General features: G+C 68.4%; 12 protein-coding genes. 5 read left to right on the plus strand and 7 right to left on the minus strand.

The annotated features are described in order from the left end of the window. Nucleotides 1-6: 6 nt before the first annotated feature. Nucleotides 7-1,206, minus strand: a complete 1,200-nt coding sequence (locus ACVW2K_RS21785) for a cysteine desulfurase-like protein (protein ID WP_457203952.1) — start codon at nt 1,204-1,206, stop codon at nt 7-9. 47 nt (nt 1,207-1,253) lie between these two features. Further along, nucleotides 1,254-3,341 (minus strand): UvrD-helicase domain-containing protein, encoded by a 2,088-nt coding sequence (locus ACVW2K_RS21790; RefSeq protein WP_457203953.1) that lies wholly within the window; start codon nt 3,339-3,341, stop codon nt 1,254-1,256. Between the two features lie 137 nt (nt 3,342-3,478). Here ACVW2K_RS21790 and ACVW2K_RS21795 point away from each other — a divergent pair, with 137 nt between their 5' ends. Continuing rightward, on the plus strand, nt 3,479-6,559 hold the full coding sequence (locus ACVW2K_RS21795; RefSeq protein WP_457203954.1) for a DUF3427 domain-containing protein: 3,081 nt from the start codon (nt 3,479-3,481) through the stop codon (nt 6,557-6,559). A 99-nt stretch (nt 6,560-6,658) separates the two neighbouring features. Here the strand turns inward: ACVW2K_RS21795 and ACVW2K_RS21800 are convergent, their stop codons facing one another. Together ACVW2K_RS21800 and nrdR are read right to left on the minus strand one after the other, a co-directional pair. Further along, nucleotides 6,659-9,547: a vitamin B12-dependent ribonucleotide reductase gene (locus ACVW2K_RS21800; RefSeq protein ID WP_028637464.1), complete on the minus strand. Its 2,889-nt coding sequence runs from the start codon at nt 9,545-9,547 to the stop codon at nt 6,659-6,661. Between the two features lie 122 nt (nt 9,548-9,669). Then, nucleotides 9,670-10,146, minus strand: a complete 477-nt coding sequence (gene nrdR, locus ACVW2K_RS21805) for a transcriptional regulator NrdR (protein WP_457203955.1) — start codon at nt 10,144-10,146, stop codon at nt 9,670-9,672. 509 nt (nt 10,147-10,655) lie between these two features. Here nrdR and ACVW2K_RS21810 point away from each other — a divergent pair. Then, complete coding sequence (locus ACVW2K_RS21810; protein ID WP_457203956.1) at nt 10,656-11,438, plus strand: SigB/SigF/SigG family RNA polymerase sigma factor; 783 nt, start codon at nt 10,656-10,658, stop codon at nt 11,436-11,438. 3 nt (nt 11,439-11,441) lie between these two features. Here the strand turns inward: ACVW2K_RS21810 and ACVW2K_RS21815 are convergent, their stop codons facing one another. Further along, nucleotides 11,442-12,299 (minus strand): ATP-binding protein, encoded by an 858-nt coding sequence (locus tag ACVW2K_RS21815; protein ID WP_457203957.1) that lies wholly within the window; start codon nt 12,297-12,299, stop codon nt 11,442-11,444. Between the two features lie 46 nt (nt 12,300-12,345). Here ACVW2K_RS21815 and ACVW2K_RS21820 point away from each other — a divergent pair, with 46 nt between their 5' ends. Next, a complete protein-coding gene (locus ACVW2K_RS21820) occupies nt 12,346-12,699 on the plus strand; it encodes a hypothetical protein (RefSeq protein ID WP_028637462.1) in 354 nt (117 codons plus the stop codon). 7 nt (nt 12,700-12,706) lie between these two features. Here ACVW2K_RS21820 and ACVW2K_RS21825 read toward each other — a convergent pair whose 3' ends face one another. Continuing rightward, entirely contained in the window at nt 12,707-13,111 is a 405-nt protein-coding gene (locus ACVW2K_RS21825) for a hypothetical protein (protein ID WP_028637461.1), read from the minus strand. 136 nt (nt 13,112-13,247) lie between these two features. After that, entirely contained in the window at nt 13,248-13,637 is a 390-nt protein-coding gene (locus ACVW2K_RS21830; protein ID WP_457203958.1) for a LysM peptidoglycan-binding domain-containing protein, read from the minus strand. A gap of 261 nt (nt 13,638-13,898) precedes the next feature. On the opposite strand from ACVW2K_RS21830, the gene lexA reads away from it, so the two are divergent. Further along, the gene (lexA, locus tag ACVW2K_RS21835) at nt 13,899-14,627 is read left to right on the plus strand and encodes a transcriptional repressor LexA (RefSeq protein WP_028637460.1); all 729 of its coding nucleotides are present in this window, start codon (nt 13,899-13,901) and stop codon (nt 14,625-14,627) included. A gap of 98 nt (nt 14,628-14,725) precedes the next feature. Beyond that, complete coding sequence (locus ACVW2K_RS21840) at nt 14,726-15,556, plus strand: phosphatase PAP2 family protein (RefSeq protein ID WP_457203959.1); 831 nt, start codon at nt 14,726-14,728, stop codon at nt 15,554-15,556. The last annotated feature ends 1 nt before the right edge of the window (nt 15,557 follow it).

Here is a 15,557-nt window from a genome sequence, read left to right on the forward strand (position 1 = left end):
GCGCCGTCACTTCGCGACCTCCGCCACGCCTGCGAGGAGGCGCTCGACGTCGTCGGCGCTCGTGTACGGCGCCAGGCCCGCCCGCACCGCGCCCCCGTCGCCCAGACCGAGCCATCGCGACGCCTCGATCGCATAGAAGCTGCTGGCCGGGGCGTTCACGCCGGCTGCGGCGAGGTGCTCGTACACCTCGCGGTTCTCCCGGCCGGCGACCGAGAAGAACGCCGTCGGCGTACGCCGCGCGGGGTTGCCGTACAACGTCACGCCGTCGATCGCCCGCAGCCCCTCCAGCAGCCGCTCGAACAGCGCATCCTCGTACTCCTCCACCGCGCGCATCGACTCCAGGACCCGGGTCCGCCGGTCGCCGGCATCCGACGCCAGCCCGGCGATGTAGTCGATCGCCGCCGTGGTGCCCGCGAGCAGCTCGTACGGCAGCGTCCCGAGCTCGAACCGCTCCGGCACCTCGTCGCTGGCCGGCAACAGCTTGTCAGGCTGGATCCGCTCCAGCAGCTCCCGCGCCGCGACGACCACGCCGTGGTGTGGGCCGAAGAACTTGTACGGCGAGCAGGCGTAGAAGTCGGCGCCCAGCGCCGCGACGTCCACCGGCGCGTGCGGCGTCAGGTGCACCCCGTCGACGTACAGCAGCGTCCCCACCTCGTGCACCGCCTCCGCGATCGCCGTGATGTCCGGCCGCGTCCCGAGCACGTTCGACGCCCCGGTCACCGCGACCAACTTCGTGCGAGGCGAGAGCTCAGCCCGTATGTCGTCGACGCCCAGCTCGGCCGTCTCCCGGTCGAACCCGAGCCACCGCACCCTCGCCCTCGCGGCTTCCGCCGCGTGCACCCACGGCCGGATGTTCCCGTCGTGGTCGAGCCGCGTCACCACGACCTCGTCGTCGGGCCCCCACTCCTTCGCGAGCGCCCGGGACACGTCGTACGTCAGCTGACTCATCGACCGCCCGAACACGACCCCGCCCGGGTCGCAGCCGAGCAGGTCCGCCACCGCTTGGCGGGCACCCGCCACGACGTCCTCCGCCCGCCGCTCGGAGGCGGTCACCGTCCCTCGGTTGGAGATGCCGGACGTCATCGTCTCGGCGATCGCCGCGGCGACTTGCCGCGGCACCTGCGTGCCGCCGGGGCCGTCGAAGTACGCGATGCCCTCGCCGAGGGCCGGGAAGTCCTTGCGAATGCGGTCGATGTCGAAGGTCACGGCCACATCATGGCCGCTGACAACTGACCGATCCGTAGGTAGACCGCTTAGTCGTCCACGTAGCCGAGCCAGAGTCCGTCGCGTGCCCGTGTCATGCCAACAAAGAGCTCCCGGCGGGTTCGTTCAGATCGCTCTTGGAACGCGGCATCAGATTCACCCGGCCACGGATCGAGCGATCCACCGCGAAGGCCGGGCAACAGGACGTACTTGAACTCCAAACCCTTCGCTCGCTTCAACGTTCCGACCTTCAGTCGGTCGACAGTAACTCCGTCGTAATGGAGGAGATTCACCCAGTCGATCCGCTTCCTCGTCAGCAACCGAGAGTAGTGCTGCAGTTCCTTGTTCGTCCGAACCAGGACAGCCATGTCGCCGAGCGGCACACGCAACCGGTCGCGAGTAGCGAGGATCTGCTCGACCATCGCCTCCTCCATCCGCGACTCGCTATCGCTGCGGACGATCATCGGCGGATGCCCATGCCGATGCACCTTCGCGTCGCGCGTTCCCTGGAAGACCTCGCCGTCGAGATCGTCGAATTGATCGCCGGCGACGAGCAAAGCGGCTGTTTCGACGATCTCGACCGTGTTGCGGTAATTGATCCTCAACACACTGGCCCGCCCCGAGACCGAGATTCCCGCCTCCGCGAGGCTGAATCCGCCAGGGTAGACGTTCTGTTGACCGTCCCCGATGAGGAGCAGTCGATCGGGACCGTCGCCCGCGATCTGATGAAGGAGCTCGAGACCGATGAGGCACAGGTCTTGAACCTCATCAACGACCACGGCGCCGTACGACTGTTTCGCTTGGCCGGTCCTCAACAGGTCCCGGGCGGTGATCAGCACATCGTTGAAGTCCTGGATGCCTTCCGCCCTCAGTAGCCGCTCGTACTCAACGTAGACGGCCCACATCGCCTCCCGATGCTCCAGACGCATGGGGGTACGTCGGCCGACCCGGGCGAGATCGGCGTACTCCTGGAAGTCGGTCAGCCCCCGACCCTTGATGACGTAGTCAAGCTCTTCTTGCCAGTACGCCGACCGCTCGTCGAGCTTGACCAGCACACTGTCTCGACCAACCGCGTTCCACGCGTCAGCGAAGACCCGTCTGCGAGCCTTGTCGTCGATCCGGACCCGCGCACCTGCGGACTCAATGACGTCCATGGCGAGCCGATGCAGACCGGTGAAGTGAATACGTTCCCGTGCCGCCGGTGCGAATCGCTGACAGAGCCCGGCAAGTACGACGGGAAGTGTGCGCACGAAGGTCACAAATAGCACTGGGTCCTGCGTGCGTTGGGCGAGATAGACCGCCCGATGGAGTCCGACGACTGTCTTGCCAGTGCCGGCCGGGCCACGGACGCGCGCCGGCCCGCTCCACGAGGTGGAGATCAACTTCAGCTGGTCCGGATGGAGAAACGTCATCCAGTCCTCGATCGGACCAGCGAGATGCGACTCCAGGAGCGCCTGCGTCAACTCGTCCACATCGAAGAGCGGCTCGGCGGGCTGCTGCACGTGCGACGGCATGACGACCCGAACGAGCGGCACCACTGCCTTGCCCAGTGGCTCGAGGGCGTAGGTCGGGAAGTCTCGGTCGAGCACTTGGTAGACCTGCTCAACCTGCTCCGCGTCGAACCGGAACCCGAGCTGGGTAACCCACGTGGCGAGGTCGTACTCCCCGAGCAGGGCGATCCGCGGTAGTCGCTGCGCCAACTTTCGACCGCTGAACACCAGTGCCGCGTGGAGCGCCTGCGGAGTCACTCCAAGCTCCGCGACCGAGTCTTGGACACGGTCGACCAGACTCAGGAGTTTGGCCGCCTCGTCGTCTCGACATTCATCCTCACAAAAGAGACTGGCGTTGACGACTTGCAGCGCCCGCCAGGCTTTGACGTCCACCACCACCACGCCCCCCGGCCCGACGAGCAGAAAGTCAACGTTCGCGCGTCGCGATCCGGCCCAGCGGCGGTCCTCGAGTACGCGCCACCCCACTGCCTCAAGCGCTCGTAGGCGGGCACCGACGGCGGCTTCACTGCGACTGGCGACCTCATACCTCGCCGCCAAATCACGCGCTTGACACGCGAGTCGCTCGTACTCGCCTGCCTCCAGGAGGGAGCGCTGAGCCTCGTAGTGCGCCGAAGCACCCGCACTCATCCCGTCTCCGCTCCCCGATGTCCGTCAGAAGCATCATCGGGACTTGTAGCGTCAGAATGAAGGATCTGAGGCGAGCAACTTTCAGAGTCCACTCCGGAATCCCAGTCCCACGCCTCAGACCCTGGCAAGCTCCCCCCGTGGACGAAGGCCTATACGAATCAGTCGTCACGCCGGAGCTTCGGGCCCGCCTCGCAGCGGCCCAGCATCTTGCGGCCACTGAGCTCTCAGTCGACAAGGCGGACGAACCACACGTCATTGCGCGGCATGTCGCTCACGTCGTGCAGCGACACCTCGAGAGCATCGCCGACCGCGACCGGCGACTGACCACCGTCAATGCCGTGCTGACGGCCCTCGATGCACACGAGACCATCGAAGCTCCGACCCGCCTGCTCGGCTCCCTGCTCGACGATGGGGACGTGCGCGGCTCAGGTCGCCTTGCGGCACGACCCAAGACACCGCTGTCGGACGCCGCGCTTCTCACCAATGCCAGGGATGAACCAAGCCTCGCGGCCGAGCTTCGTGCGGAGATGTCGTCGGCGGATTCTGTGGACCTGCTCTGTGCCTTTGTTCGGTGGCACGGTGTCCGGCTGCTCGAGGGCGACCTCCGCGAGCTCCAGCGAGCTGGGGTCCCATTCCGCGTGGTCACCACTACCTATCTTGGGTCGACCGAGCGACGAGCACTGGATCGGCTCGCCGAGGAGTTCGGTGCCGAGGTTCGGGTCCAGTACGACTCACAACGGACCCGGCTACACGCGAAGGCGTGGCTGCTCCGACGCAACACCGGGTTCGACACGGCGTACGTCGGATCCTCCAACTTGTCGCGTGCCGCGCTCCTCGACGGGGTCGAGTGGAACGTTCGGCTGTCCAAGATCGCAACGCCGAGCCTGCTCCAGAAGTTCGAGGCCACCTTCGACTCCTACTGGAACGACGCGAGCTTCGAGCGCTACGACCCCGCTCAGGATCGCGATCGTCTCGACGATGCACTCCTCGAGGCGAGTGGTCGCAAGCAGCACGACCGGGTCACGCTCACGCTTTCGGGGCTGGAGGTTCGCCCGTACAGCTACCAACAGAAGATGTTGGATGACCTCGATGTCGAGCGAACGATCCGCGATCGGCACCGCAACCTCGTCGTGGCTGCGACCGGGACGGGCAAGACGGTCGTCGCGGCTCTCGACTACCGGCGCCTGGCGCGTGACTCGGCAGGCCCCCGGCCGACGCTCCTGTTCGTTGCGCACCGTTCCGAGATCCTCGAGCAGTCGCGCCGCACCTACCGCGAGGTGCTGGCGGATGGGAACTTCGGAGAAGCGTGGTACGGCGGCACACGGCCAGAGCGTGGTGACCATCTTTTCGCCAGCGTGCAGTCGCTCAACTCGTACGGAATCCATCAGATCCCGGCTGATGCGTTCGACATCGTCGTGATCGACGAATTCCACCATGCCCAAGCGCCTACGTACCGGCGGATCATCAATCATCTGACCCCGCGCGAACTCTTGGGGTTGACGGCGACCCCCGAGCGGGCGGATGGCACTGATGTTCGGGACTTCTTCGATGGCCGGATCGCCACCGAGCTGCGCCTATGGGACGCCCTCGAATCGGACCTTCTTTGCCCATTCCACTACTTCGCGGTGGCCGACAACACGGACCTCTCGGCGGTCACCTGGCGTCGCGGGCGGTACGACGACGCCGAGTTGGAACGGATCTACACCGGGAATGCCGCGCGCGCAGCAATCGTCTTGCGCGAGCTCAGCGACAAGGTAGCCGACCTGTCGTCGATCCGTGCCTTGGGTTTTTGCGTGAGCGTCGCTCACGCGCACTACATGGCAAAGGTCTTCAACGATGCGGGGATTCCCTCTGTGGCTGTGAGCGGCGAGACCGCCCCGACGGCACGACAACAGGCGTTGAGCGATCTGCGGGGTCGCCGCGTCAATGTTGTCTTTGCAGTCGATCTCTTCAACGAGGGCCTGGACATCCCTGACATCGATACCGTCTTGTTCCTGCGTCCCACCGAGAGCGCGACGGTGTTCCTCCAACAGTTCGGCCGCGGCCTTCGGCGTACGACCGAGAAGGCAGTCCTCACCGCCTTTGACTTCGTCGGGCACCATCACGTCGAGTTCCGATGGGACGCCAAGTTGCGGGCTCTGACCGGACGCGCTCGAGGTGAGCTGATCAAAGACGTCGAGGAAGGCTTCCCGTTCCTGCCGTCTGGGTGCCAGGTCATCCTGGACCGAACCTCGCAGGAGCTCATCCTCGAGAACGTCAAGGCTCAGGTCACCAGGCGCTGGCCCCAGGTGGTTCAGGAGTTGCGATCCATGGGCGACACCACGCTGCCGGAGTTTCTCGACCGCTCCGGTTTGCCACTCTCCGAGGTGCTCCGACAGGGGCAGAAGTCGTGGACGCAGCTCCGCGTTGACGCGGGACTGCCCATTCGAGTGCGTGGCGAGAACGCCATCAACCTCACCAAACGCGGGCGGGCTCTCGCGCACGTCGACGACCCCGACCGGGCCGCCGCGTACATCCGCCTGCTTGCCGACAATGCAGCGCGGTACGCGGATCTGAATGAGGTCGATCGGCGGTACGCGCGCATGTTGTTCTTCTCGCTCTGGCCCGACGGCGGCGGCTTCTCGTCGTACAACGCCGGTCTGGAGGCCTTACGACAAGAAGAAGCGGTGCGCGACGAGCTCGCCCTGGTGATTGGCCTCGGTCTCGATGCCGCCGATCACGTGACGAGCCCACTGGCAGGCACCCTCAGCAGCTATCCGTTGCGCGTCCACGGTCGCTACCAGCGTGAAGAGATCCTGGCAGCCGTCGACTACGCCACGCTCGACCGCAAGCCGACGAGCATGATGCAAGGCGTCGCCTACGCTCCCGCAGCGAACGCCGACCTCCTCATGGCCACCCTCAAGAAGTCAGAGGCCGACTACTCCCCCACCACGATGTACCGCGACTACCCGATCAGCCCGACCCTGTTCCACTGGGAGTCCCAGAACGCCACCACTGTTGCGTCGCCAACTGGGCGGCGGTATCTCGATGGCACGAGCAACATCCTGCTCTTCGTCCGCGACACCCACCAAGACCCGTTTGGCACCGCGCCGTACGAGTTCCTCGGCCCCGCTACCTACGCCGGCCACCAAGGAGAGCGACCTATCGCGATCACCTGGAAGCTGGCACACCCCATGCCTGTCGACCTCTTCCAAGCCGCCGCGGTGGCGGTGCAGTAGGCCGTGCGAGGAAGACCCTGCCTCTGGGGCTCCGATCATCGATAAACAGACGGGCTCGCCACCTTCCGGTGACGAGCCCGACGTTCGTGCGTTGACGAATCAGCTGCAGCCGCTGGTGCTGCCGCAGCCCTCGCAGACGTAGCAGGAGCCGGCGGGCCGCATCTTGGTGCCGCAGGTGAAGCAGAGCGGGCTGTCGACCGCGTGGCCGGTGATCTGCTCGAGGAGCTCCGCCGAGGTGTGGGCGGTCCCCGCGGGCTTGGCGGGGACCTCGCGGGCCTCGGAGCCGTGGGTGTCCTTGGTCTCGACAGTCTCCGCCTCGACCGTGTCGACGAGCTCGACGACCGGGGCCTCGATCAGCTCGGCCGGGGACCCGGTCTCCTCGACGGGCTCGTAGGAGCCGGTCTCGAGGTAGCGCTGGCGCTCCTCGGCGGAGTAGATGCCGAGGGCGGAGCGCTTCTCGTAGTCGAGGTAGTCCAGGGCCAGGCGGCGGAAGATGTAGTCCATGATCGACTGGCTCATCCGCACGTCCGGGTCGTCGGTGAGACCGGCGGGCTCGAAGCGCAGGTTGGTGAACTTCGAGACGTAGGTCTCCAGCGGAACGCCGTACTGCAGGCCGATGCTGACCGCGATCGAGAACGCGTCCATCACGCCGGCCAGGGTCGAGCCCTGCTTGCCGAGTTTGAGGAAGATCTCCCCGAGCTCGCCGTCCTCGTGCGCGCCCGAGGTCATGTAGCCCTCGGCGCCGCCCACGGTGAAGGAGGTGGTGCGCGAGACGCGGGACTTCGGGAGCCGCTTGCGGGTCGGGGCGTAGACGATCTTCTCCACCACCTTGGTCGCGGCGTCGTCGGCCGCGGCCGCCGCGTCGGCAGCGTCCTTCTTGGCCTTGCCGCCACCATCGGCGAGCGGCTGGCCCACCTTGCAGTTGTCGCGGTAGATCGCGGTCGCCTTGAGGCCGAGCTTCCAGGACTGGAGGTAGACCTCCTCGATCTCCTCGACGGTCGCCGACTCCGGCAGGTTGACCGTCTTCGAGATCGCGCCGGACAGGAACGGCTGCGCCGCCGCCATCATCCGCACGTGGCCCATCGGCTTCAGCGAGCGGGCACCCATCGCGGTGTCGAAGACCTCGTAGTGCTCGGTCTTCAGGCCCGGCGCGTCGATCACGTGGCCGTGCTCGGCGATGTAGGCGACGATCGCCTCGACCTGCTCGGGCTGGTAGCCCATCTTCCTCAGGGCCCGCGGGATCGTCTGGTTGACGATCTGCATCGAGCCGCCGCCGACCAGCTTCTTGAACTTGACCAGCGAGAAGTCCGGCTCGATGCCGGTCGTGTCGCAGTCCATCATGAAGCCGATGGTGCCGGTCGGCGCGAGCACCGAGGCCTGCGCGTTGCGGAAGCCGTTGGTCTCCCCGAGCGCGACCACGTCCGCCCAGGCCTGGGTGGCCAGCTTGTGCACCTGGTTGTCGGCGATGCCGAGGGTGCGGACGGTGTCGTTCGCGGCCTGGTGCTTGCGCATCACCCGCTTGTGCGCCTCGGCGTTGCGGGCGTAGCCGGCGTACGGGCCGACGACGCCGGCGAGCTCCGCCGAGCGCTTGTACGACGTACCGGTCATCAGCGAGGTGATCGTGGCCGCCATCGCCCGGCCGCCGTCGGAGTCGTAGCCGAGGCCCATCGCCATCAGCAGCGCGCCGAGGTTGGCGTAGCCGATGCCGAGCTGGCGGTAGTCGACGGTGGTCTTGCCGATCGCCTCGGTCGGGAAGTCGGCGAAGCAGATCGAGATGTCCATCGCGGTGATGATCAGCTCGACGGCCTGCGCGAACAGCTCGGCGTCGAAGGTGTCGTCGTCCTTGAGGAACTTGAGCAGGTTCAGCGACGCCAGGTTGCACGAGGAGTTGTCCAGCGACATGTACTCCGAGCACGGGTTCGACGCGGTGATCCGGCCGGTCTCGGGGTTGGTGTGCCAGTCGTTGATGGTGTCGTCGTACTGGAGGCCCGGGTCGGCGCACTCCCACGCGGCGGTCGCGATCTTGCGGAACAGCTCGCGGGCGTCGACGCGCTCGATGACCTCGCCGGTCTTGCGGGCCCGCAGCCCGAAGTCGGTGCCGTCCTCGACCGCGCGCATGAACTCGTCGCTGACCCGGACCGAGTTGTTGGCGTTCTGGTACTGGACCGAGGTGATGTCGGCGCCACCGAGGTCCATGTCGAACCCGGCGTCGCGAAGCGCGCGGATCTTGTCCTCCTCGCGCGCCTTGGTCTGCACGAACTCCTCGATGTCCGGGTGGTCGACGTCGAGGACGACCATCTTCGCGGCGCGACGGGTGGCGCCACCGGACTTGATGGTGCCGGCCGAGGCGTCGGCACCGCGCATGAAGGAGACCGGGCCGCTCGCCGTACCGCCGGAGGAGAGCAGCTCCTTGGAGGAGCGGATCCGGGAGAGGTTCAGGCCGGCGCCGGAGCCGCCCTTGAAGATGAAGCCCTCTTCCTTGTACCAGTTCAGGATCGAGTCCATCGAGTCGTCGACGGAGAGGATGAAACAGGCGGAGACCTGCTGCGGCGACGGGGTGCCGACGTTGAACCAGACCGGGGAGTTGAAGGAGAAGTACTGGTGGGCGAGCAGCCAGGTGAGCTCGTGCTCGAACGTCTCGGCGTCGGCCGCGCTCGCGAAGTAGCCGTGGTCGACGCCGGCCTTCGTGTAGGTCTTCACGACCCGGTCGATGATCTGCTTCAGGCTCCACTCGCGGACGTCGGTGCCGACCGCACCGCGGAAGTACTTGGTCGTGACGATGGTCGAGGCGTTGACCGACCAGAAGTCGGGGAACTCCACGCCGCGCTGCTCGAAGACCGTCTCACCGGTCTTCCAGTTCGTCTGCACGACGTCGCGGCGCTCCCAGGTGATCTCGTCGTACGGGTGCACCCCTTCCGTGCTGAAGACACGCTCGATCTTCAGGCCTGCGCCCGTCTGCGCGGCCTTCCCGCTCACCGTCTCGGTCATCCCTCTTGGTCCCGTCTCTCGAGGTTGCTGTTCCATCATTGCTGCTGCCACCGACAGTCGATGGCGACGTTGGTGCGCCCGGCGCATGCAGCTTCCCCACTACACACGCCGGGCGGTCTGGGTCACCCGCTCGAGGCGGGTGCAGGGGCGAGGTCGCGCTCGGCCCTCAGGACGGCGATCTCGTCCTCGAAGTCGTCAGCGGACTCGAAGGCGCGGTAGACCGACGCGAACCGCAGGTAGGCGACCTCGTCGAGGCGGCGCAGCGGGCCGAGGATCGCCAGGCCCACCTCGTGGGCCGGGATCTCCGCCGTACCGGCGAGCCGCAGCGCGTCCTCGACCTCCTGGCCGAGGCAGGCCAGCTGGTCCTCGGTGACCGGGCGGCCCTTGCACGCCTTGCGGACGCCGGCGATGGCCTTGTCCCGGGTGAACGGCTCGGTGGCGCCGGAGCGCTTGAGCACGGTCATCTGCATCATCTCGACGGTCGTGAACCGGCGCTCGCAGGCCGAGCAGGTACGCCGGCGGCGGATCGAGCCGCCGTCCTCGGCGACGCGGGAGTCGAGGACCCGGGTGTCGGTGTTGCGGCAGTACGGACAGTGCATCCCGGTCCTCCTCTCTCGCTGGTTCGGTGTGGCTCGTCGGGTTGTGCTCGTCGCCGGTACCCGGGCGTGCCACGAAGACCCTCGACGAGGGTGCGGCGCCTGTGGATATCGGGGGTCTCACTGTGTACAACAAGCAGTCACGCTGTGGGCTTCCACCTCTGAGCTGTGCACTAGATGTGGATAACTACATTGTTGTAACTACTAGATGTTGGGGTAACCGTACGCCCGGACCCGGGGGCGCGCAAGCAGAACCGGAGAAGTTCCTCACGGAGGTCCGCCCGGTCCCGTAAAGCCGCAGGTCAGGCCCGCTTTCGGCGCCGGAAATCGGTCCGCGGAGAGGGCGTGTCGCGGCCCTGCTCCCGGCCTTGGCGAGCGGCTCCACCACGGGCCGCCGGGCTCCGGTCGCGAAGGTCCACCCGAACGGGTGGTTTCTGCCTCAACCAGATACGGAAGGTGTTCTGAGGCGGCCAGAACGGCCGCAGCACCACCGCATCAGAGAGGCTCCTTCGTTGACTGCGTCAGCTGTACTCACCGAGGCCCCCGAGAGTCGCTCCGAGGCCACCGCCCGCCTGATCGCCGACCGTGCCACCGCTGGCCCGGCCCGGCGCAGCGCCATCGAGGACGAGATCGTCCGCCTGAACATGCCGCTCGCTCGCGACCTGTCGCGCCGCTTCCGCGGCCGCGGCATCGCCGACGAGGACCTCGAGCAGGTCGCGTACGTCGGCCTGGTCAAGGCCGTCCGCGGCTTCAAGCACGACCAGGGCAGCGAGTTCATCAGCTTCGCCGTCCCGACCATCCGCGGCGAGATCCGCCGGCACTTCCGCGACCTCGGCTGGACCGTGCGGCCGCCGCGGTCGATCCAGGAGACCCAGCAGAAGATCGCCGGCTGCGAGGGCGAGCTGTACCAGCAGCTGGGCCGCGCGCCCCGCCCGAGCGAGATCGCCGCGCACCTGGGCCTCGAGCTCGAGCAGGTCATCGACGCGCTCGGCGCCAACGGCTGCTTCGCACCGGCGTCCCTGGACACCCCGAGCATGGCCGACGGCGAGGAGACGGTGGGTGCCCGGCTGGGCGGCATCGACCCCGAGTTCGACCTGGCGGAGGCCCGTGCCACCCTCGCTCCCTTGCTGGCGAAGCTGTCGCGCCGCGAGCAGCTGATCGTGGAGATGCGGTTCTTCCGGGGCTGTACCCAGGCCGAGATCGGCGAGGAGATCGGCGTCAGCCAGATGCACGTTTCGCGGCTGCTGGCCCGCCTGGTCGCCCGGCTCCGCGCCGAGCTGACGGTCGCGGCCTAGGCATCACGCGTACGCCGGGGCGCCGACCTCGAGGGAGAACCACGACGTCGTCCCGGCGTCGTCGTGGTCGGCGCCCCACCGGTCGGCGAGCGCGGCGACGAGCTGGAGGCCGCGGCCGAACACCCGGAGCGGGTCCTCGTCGTCGACGAGCGCCACGCCCGTGTCGGCGCCGTGGTCGCGCACCTGCACGTCGAGCACGCCTGCGGCCAGGCTGACCGTCAGCACCGAGCCGGTCCCGGCATGGATCACGGCGTTCGTCACCAGCTCGGACACGCAGAGCTCGGCGGTGTCGGCGACGTCGCGCCTGACCTGCCACGCCGTCAGCAGGCCGCGCAGGAACTGCCGCGCGCGGCCCGCCGCCCGCGGGTCGTCCTCGAGCCGCAGGGTCGCGCGCTGGGTGAGGTCGTCATGGGCCACGGCCGAGCGGACCCGGCGTACCGACTCCGCGATCCGGTGCGCGACCGCATCGAGCAGCCCGCGCTGGGGGGCGTCGAACGCCTGCTCGACGTCGAAGTAGAGGACCACCCCGCCGATCGGTGAGTGCCGGCCGGGCAGCGGCAGCGCCGCGAGCGCGACCGTGCCGTCGGCCCGCTGCCGCTCGACGACGCCCGCGAACTGCGCGCGCAGCCCGTCCAGGTGGTCGAGGAGCGGTCGGCCGGTGCGCACCACGGTGGTCAGCGGTACGTCGTCGTAGGCGTCGATGTGGCACCACGCGCCGCCGTCGCTGGAGCGGAACCGCAGCCGGCGGCCGCCACCCTCGCTGAGCGCGATGGCGGCACGCCGCACGCCGGGGATGCCGACCAGCTCCCGCAGCGCGGCGCTCGCGACGGAGTCGACGGAGTCGACCGGGTCGTGCACCACCCCCCAAGGCTAAGACACCTCAGGCCCCATCGGGGAGGATGGCCTCGTGGCATCGGGGACGGGCAGCAAGCACGCGGGCTCGCGCCGCGGCGCGCGCCCGAAGCGCTCCTTCCAGCCGATGCTGCTCCTGCTCGCGCTCGGCATCACCGCGTGCATCGTCGCGTGGGGATACCTCGTGTACGCCGCGATCGACTTCGGCTCCACCGCCCGCGACGGCGACTCGGTCGCGTGGTGGTTCCTCGCGCTCGCATCCGTCGGCGCGGTCGCCTGCCTGTTCGTCGGGCTGATGCTCGTGGCGCGGGTGCTGCGCCGGCTCGGCATCACCCGCGGTCCCGAGCCGAGGATGACGGGCGAGCCGGAGGAGCCGCGCCCGATCGGCGGCCGACGGGCGGCGCGCTAGCGACCGGTCACCGGTCGGCGAGCCGGCGCACGAACTTCAACCCCGACCAGGTGTCGTCGATCGCGGCGACCTTCACGTCGACGAACCCCAGCCGCAGCCCGAGGTCGCGCACCAGGCCCTCGTCCAGGTCGCTCGCGATGCCGAGGGCCCGCTGCGCGGCCTTCTTCGGCCAGCACACCCAGACCATGCCGGCGGTGCTGGTCCGCTCGAGCAGGACCGGCAGCCGGCCCGCGAGGCCGGCCAGCGTGGTGTGGAAGGTCAGTGTCACGTCGGCCACGGCCGGGAGCCGGCGTACGACGTGCGCGCCGGGGACGTCGAGCGCCAGGTCGTCCGGCGCCCCGTCGAGGAACAGCGTGTGACCGGCGCGGATCCCGAGCTTGCGCTCCAGCGGAGTGCCCGAGTAGCCGGCCATGGCCCGACGGTAGGGCCTGCGCCGCGGACGCCGCGAGGGGCGGGACCACAGCGTGGTCCCGCCCCTCGTCTTCCCCGGTTTCGCCGGCCGGGGTCGAAGCGACCGGCGAAAGTCTCTGTCCAGCGTCAACCGGACCTCAGCCCAGCGGCACGACCAGCTTCTGGCCGGCGGAGACCATGCCCGAGTCGAGCGCGTTGAGCTTCTCGATCCTGTCCACCATCGCCCGCACGTCCCCGTCGTCGGCGAGGCCCGCCGCGATGTCCCAGAGGGTGTCGCCGGTGCCGACCAGGACGACCCTGGTGGGCTCGGGGGTGCCCGCCTCGCCGGTGCCCACGGCACCGGAGGCGAGCACGAGCCCGACGGCGAGGACCGCGAGCAGGGCGACGACGAGCACGACGAGGCGGCCCCGACGGGTCAGCCGCACGCTGCCGTGCCGGCCCGAGCTGGGCTGGAACGAGCTGGGCTGGGACGAGCTGGGCTGGAACGAGCTGGGGCGGAACGTGGGGGTTGCGGTCATCGTGCTCATCGAAGGCTCCTGGCTGGACGGCTGGGGGAAGTGGCCTGACACCAGTTCTAGAGGCGGCCACCGACAGTCCTCGCGGACCGGTCTGGACCGGACTCTCGATCAGGTGTTCGATCGAACGTGTGTACGACGGTAGAGCAGGTGTTCGAACGACACAAGCAGCGACACGAACATTTGTTCGAACGCTTTTCCGTCCGCACCCGGGCGACACGCCGTTCGAACAGATGTTTGAACCCGGACGGTCCGGAGGACTACCGTCAGGCCATGGCCACCCAGAAGAAGGCGTCTCCCACAGTCAGCGAGCTCCCCGACGGACCGCCGGACGCGACGGGCCTGACCCCGCGCCAGCAGCGCGTGCTCGCGCACATCAAGGACTGCATCGAGAAGCGCGGCTACCCGCCCTCGATGCGGGAGATCGGGGAGGCGGTCGGCCTGACCAGCTCCTCCAGCGTGGCCCACCAGCTGAAGGTGCTCGAGGAGAAGGGCTTCCTCAAGCGCGACCCGAACCGGCCCCGGGCGCTCGAGGTCTTCCTCCCCGAGGTGATGGCGGCTCGCCGCTCGATGTCGAGCGCGGAGGAGACCGCGTTCGACGAGACCGGGGTGGGCGACGCGGCCCCGGCGCCGGCGTACGTGCCCGTGGTCGGCCGGATCGCCGCGGGTGGCCCGATCCTGGCCGAGGAGCGCGTCGAGGACGTGTTCCCGCTACCGAAGCAGCTCGTCGGCGACGGGCAGCTGTTCCTGCTGGAGGTGAGCGGAGACTCGATGATCGACGCGGCCATCTGCAGCGGCGACTACGTCGTCATCCGGCAGCAGCCGACCGCGGAGAACGGCGAGATCGTGGCCGCGATGATCGACGGCGAGGCCACGGTCAAGACCTTCCAGCGCAAGGACGGAAATGTGTGGCTCCTGCCGCACAACGCCGCCTACGATCCTATTGACGGCACTCACGCCACTATTCTCGGTAAAGTGACAGCGGTGCTGCGCCGGGTCTGACACTCCGGACTAGACGGGGAAATACCTGAGCAGACCCTGGTGTTGATTCCGGGTAGTACCCGGATGCGGCGGGAGGATGCATGAACGACGCTGGTGCTGTGACGACGGCACCTGCGTACGCCCACCACCGGACGATGCCCCGGTGGATCCGGGCCATCCTCGAGCTCGTGCTGATCGTCGGGCTCTGGGCTCTCTACAGCCTGGCCCGGCTGCTCGCGGACACCAACATGGATCCCGCGCTGCACCGCGCCAACGAGCTGCTCCACCTCGAGACCCTGATGGGCATCCGGTGGGAGGGTCCGCTCAACCAGCTCTTCACCGACTACCGGTTGGTCGGGCTGGTCGGCAGCTACTGGTACGCCACCCTCCACTACGTCGTCACCGGCGCGGTCCTGATCTGGCTGTGGCGCCTCGGCGCGGACCGCTACGGCCCGGCCCGCCGCGCCCTCGTCATCGGCACGCTGCTCGGCCTGCTCGCCTACATCTCGATGCCGACCGCTCCCCCGCGCTTCCTGGCCGGGTACGTCGACGTGCTGAGCCTGCACTCCGCCGACGGCTGGTGGGGCGCGGACGCCTCCGCACCGCGCGGACTCGGCGGGCTCACCAACGAGCTCGCGGCGTTCCCCTCGCTGCACGCCGGCTGGTCGCTGTGGGTCGCGCTCGCGCTGCAGATCTACGCGACGCGCTACTGGGTGCGCGCGCTGGGCTGGCTGTACGCGCTCGGCACCGCGATCGTGATCGTCGGCACCGGCAACCACTGGGTGATCGACGCGGTCGTCGGCTGGATGGTCATCCTGGTCGGGTGGGCACTCGCCGAGGCGATCGGCCGGATCCCGCTGCACCGGCGCTGGCAACGACCACCCGCCGGCGAGCCCGTCGAGCTCGAGCACGCCTCCGTTGGGGATTCTCAGGCACGTGCGGTTGAGTAGG

This window comes from Nocardioides sp. HB32, from assembly GCF_054058995.1.

Bases quoted from the DNA above. Each gene is read 5' to 3' on its own strand.
- ACVW2K_RS21830 (WP_457203958.1), bottom strand. From the start codon at position 13,637: ATGAGCACGATGACCGCAACCCCCACGTTCCGCCCCAGCTCGTTCCAG.
- ACVW2K_RS21800 (WP_028637464.1), bottom strand. From the start codon at position 9,547: ATGACCGAGACGGTGAGCGGGAAGGCCGCGCAGACGGGCGCAGGCCTG.
- nrdR (WP_457203955.1), bottom strand. From the start codon at position 10,146: ATGCACTGTCCGTACTGCCGCAACACCGACACCCGGGTCCTCGACTCC.
- ACVW2K_RS21790 (WP_457203953.1), bottom strand. From the start codon at position 3,341: ATGAGTGCGGGTGCTTCGGCGCACTACGAGGCTCAGCGCTCCCTCCTG.
- ACVW2K_RS21825 (WP_028637461.1), bottom strand. From the start codon at position 13,111: ATGGCCGGCTACTCGGGCACTCCGCTGGAGCGCAAGCTCGGGATCCGC.
- lexA (WP_028637460.1), top strand. From the start codon at position 13,899: ATGGCCACCCAGAAGAAGGCGTCTCCCACAGTCAGCGAGCTCCCCGAC.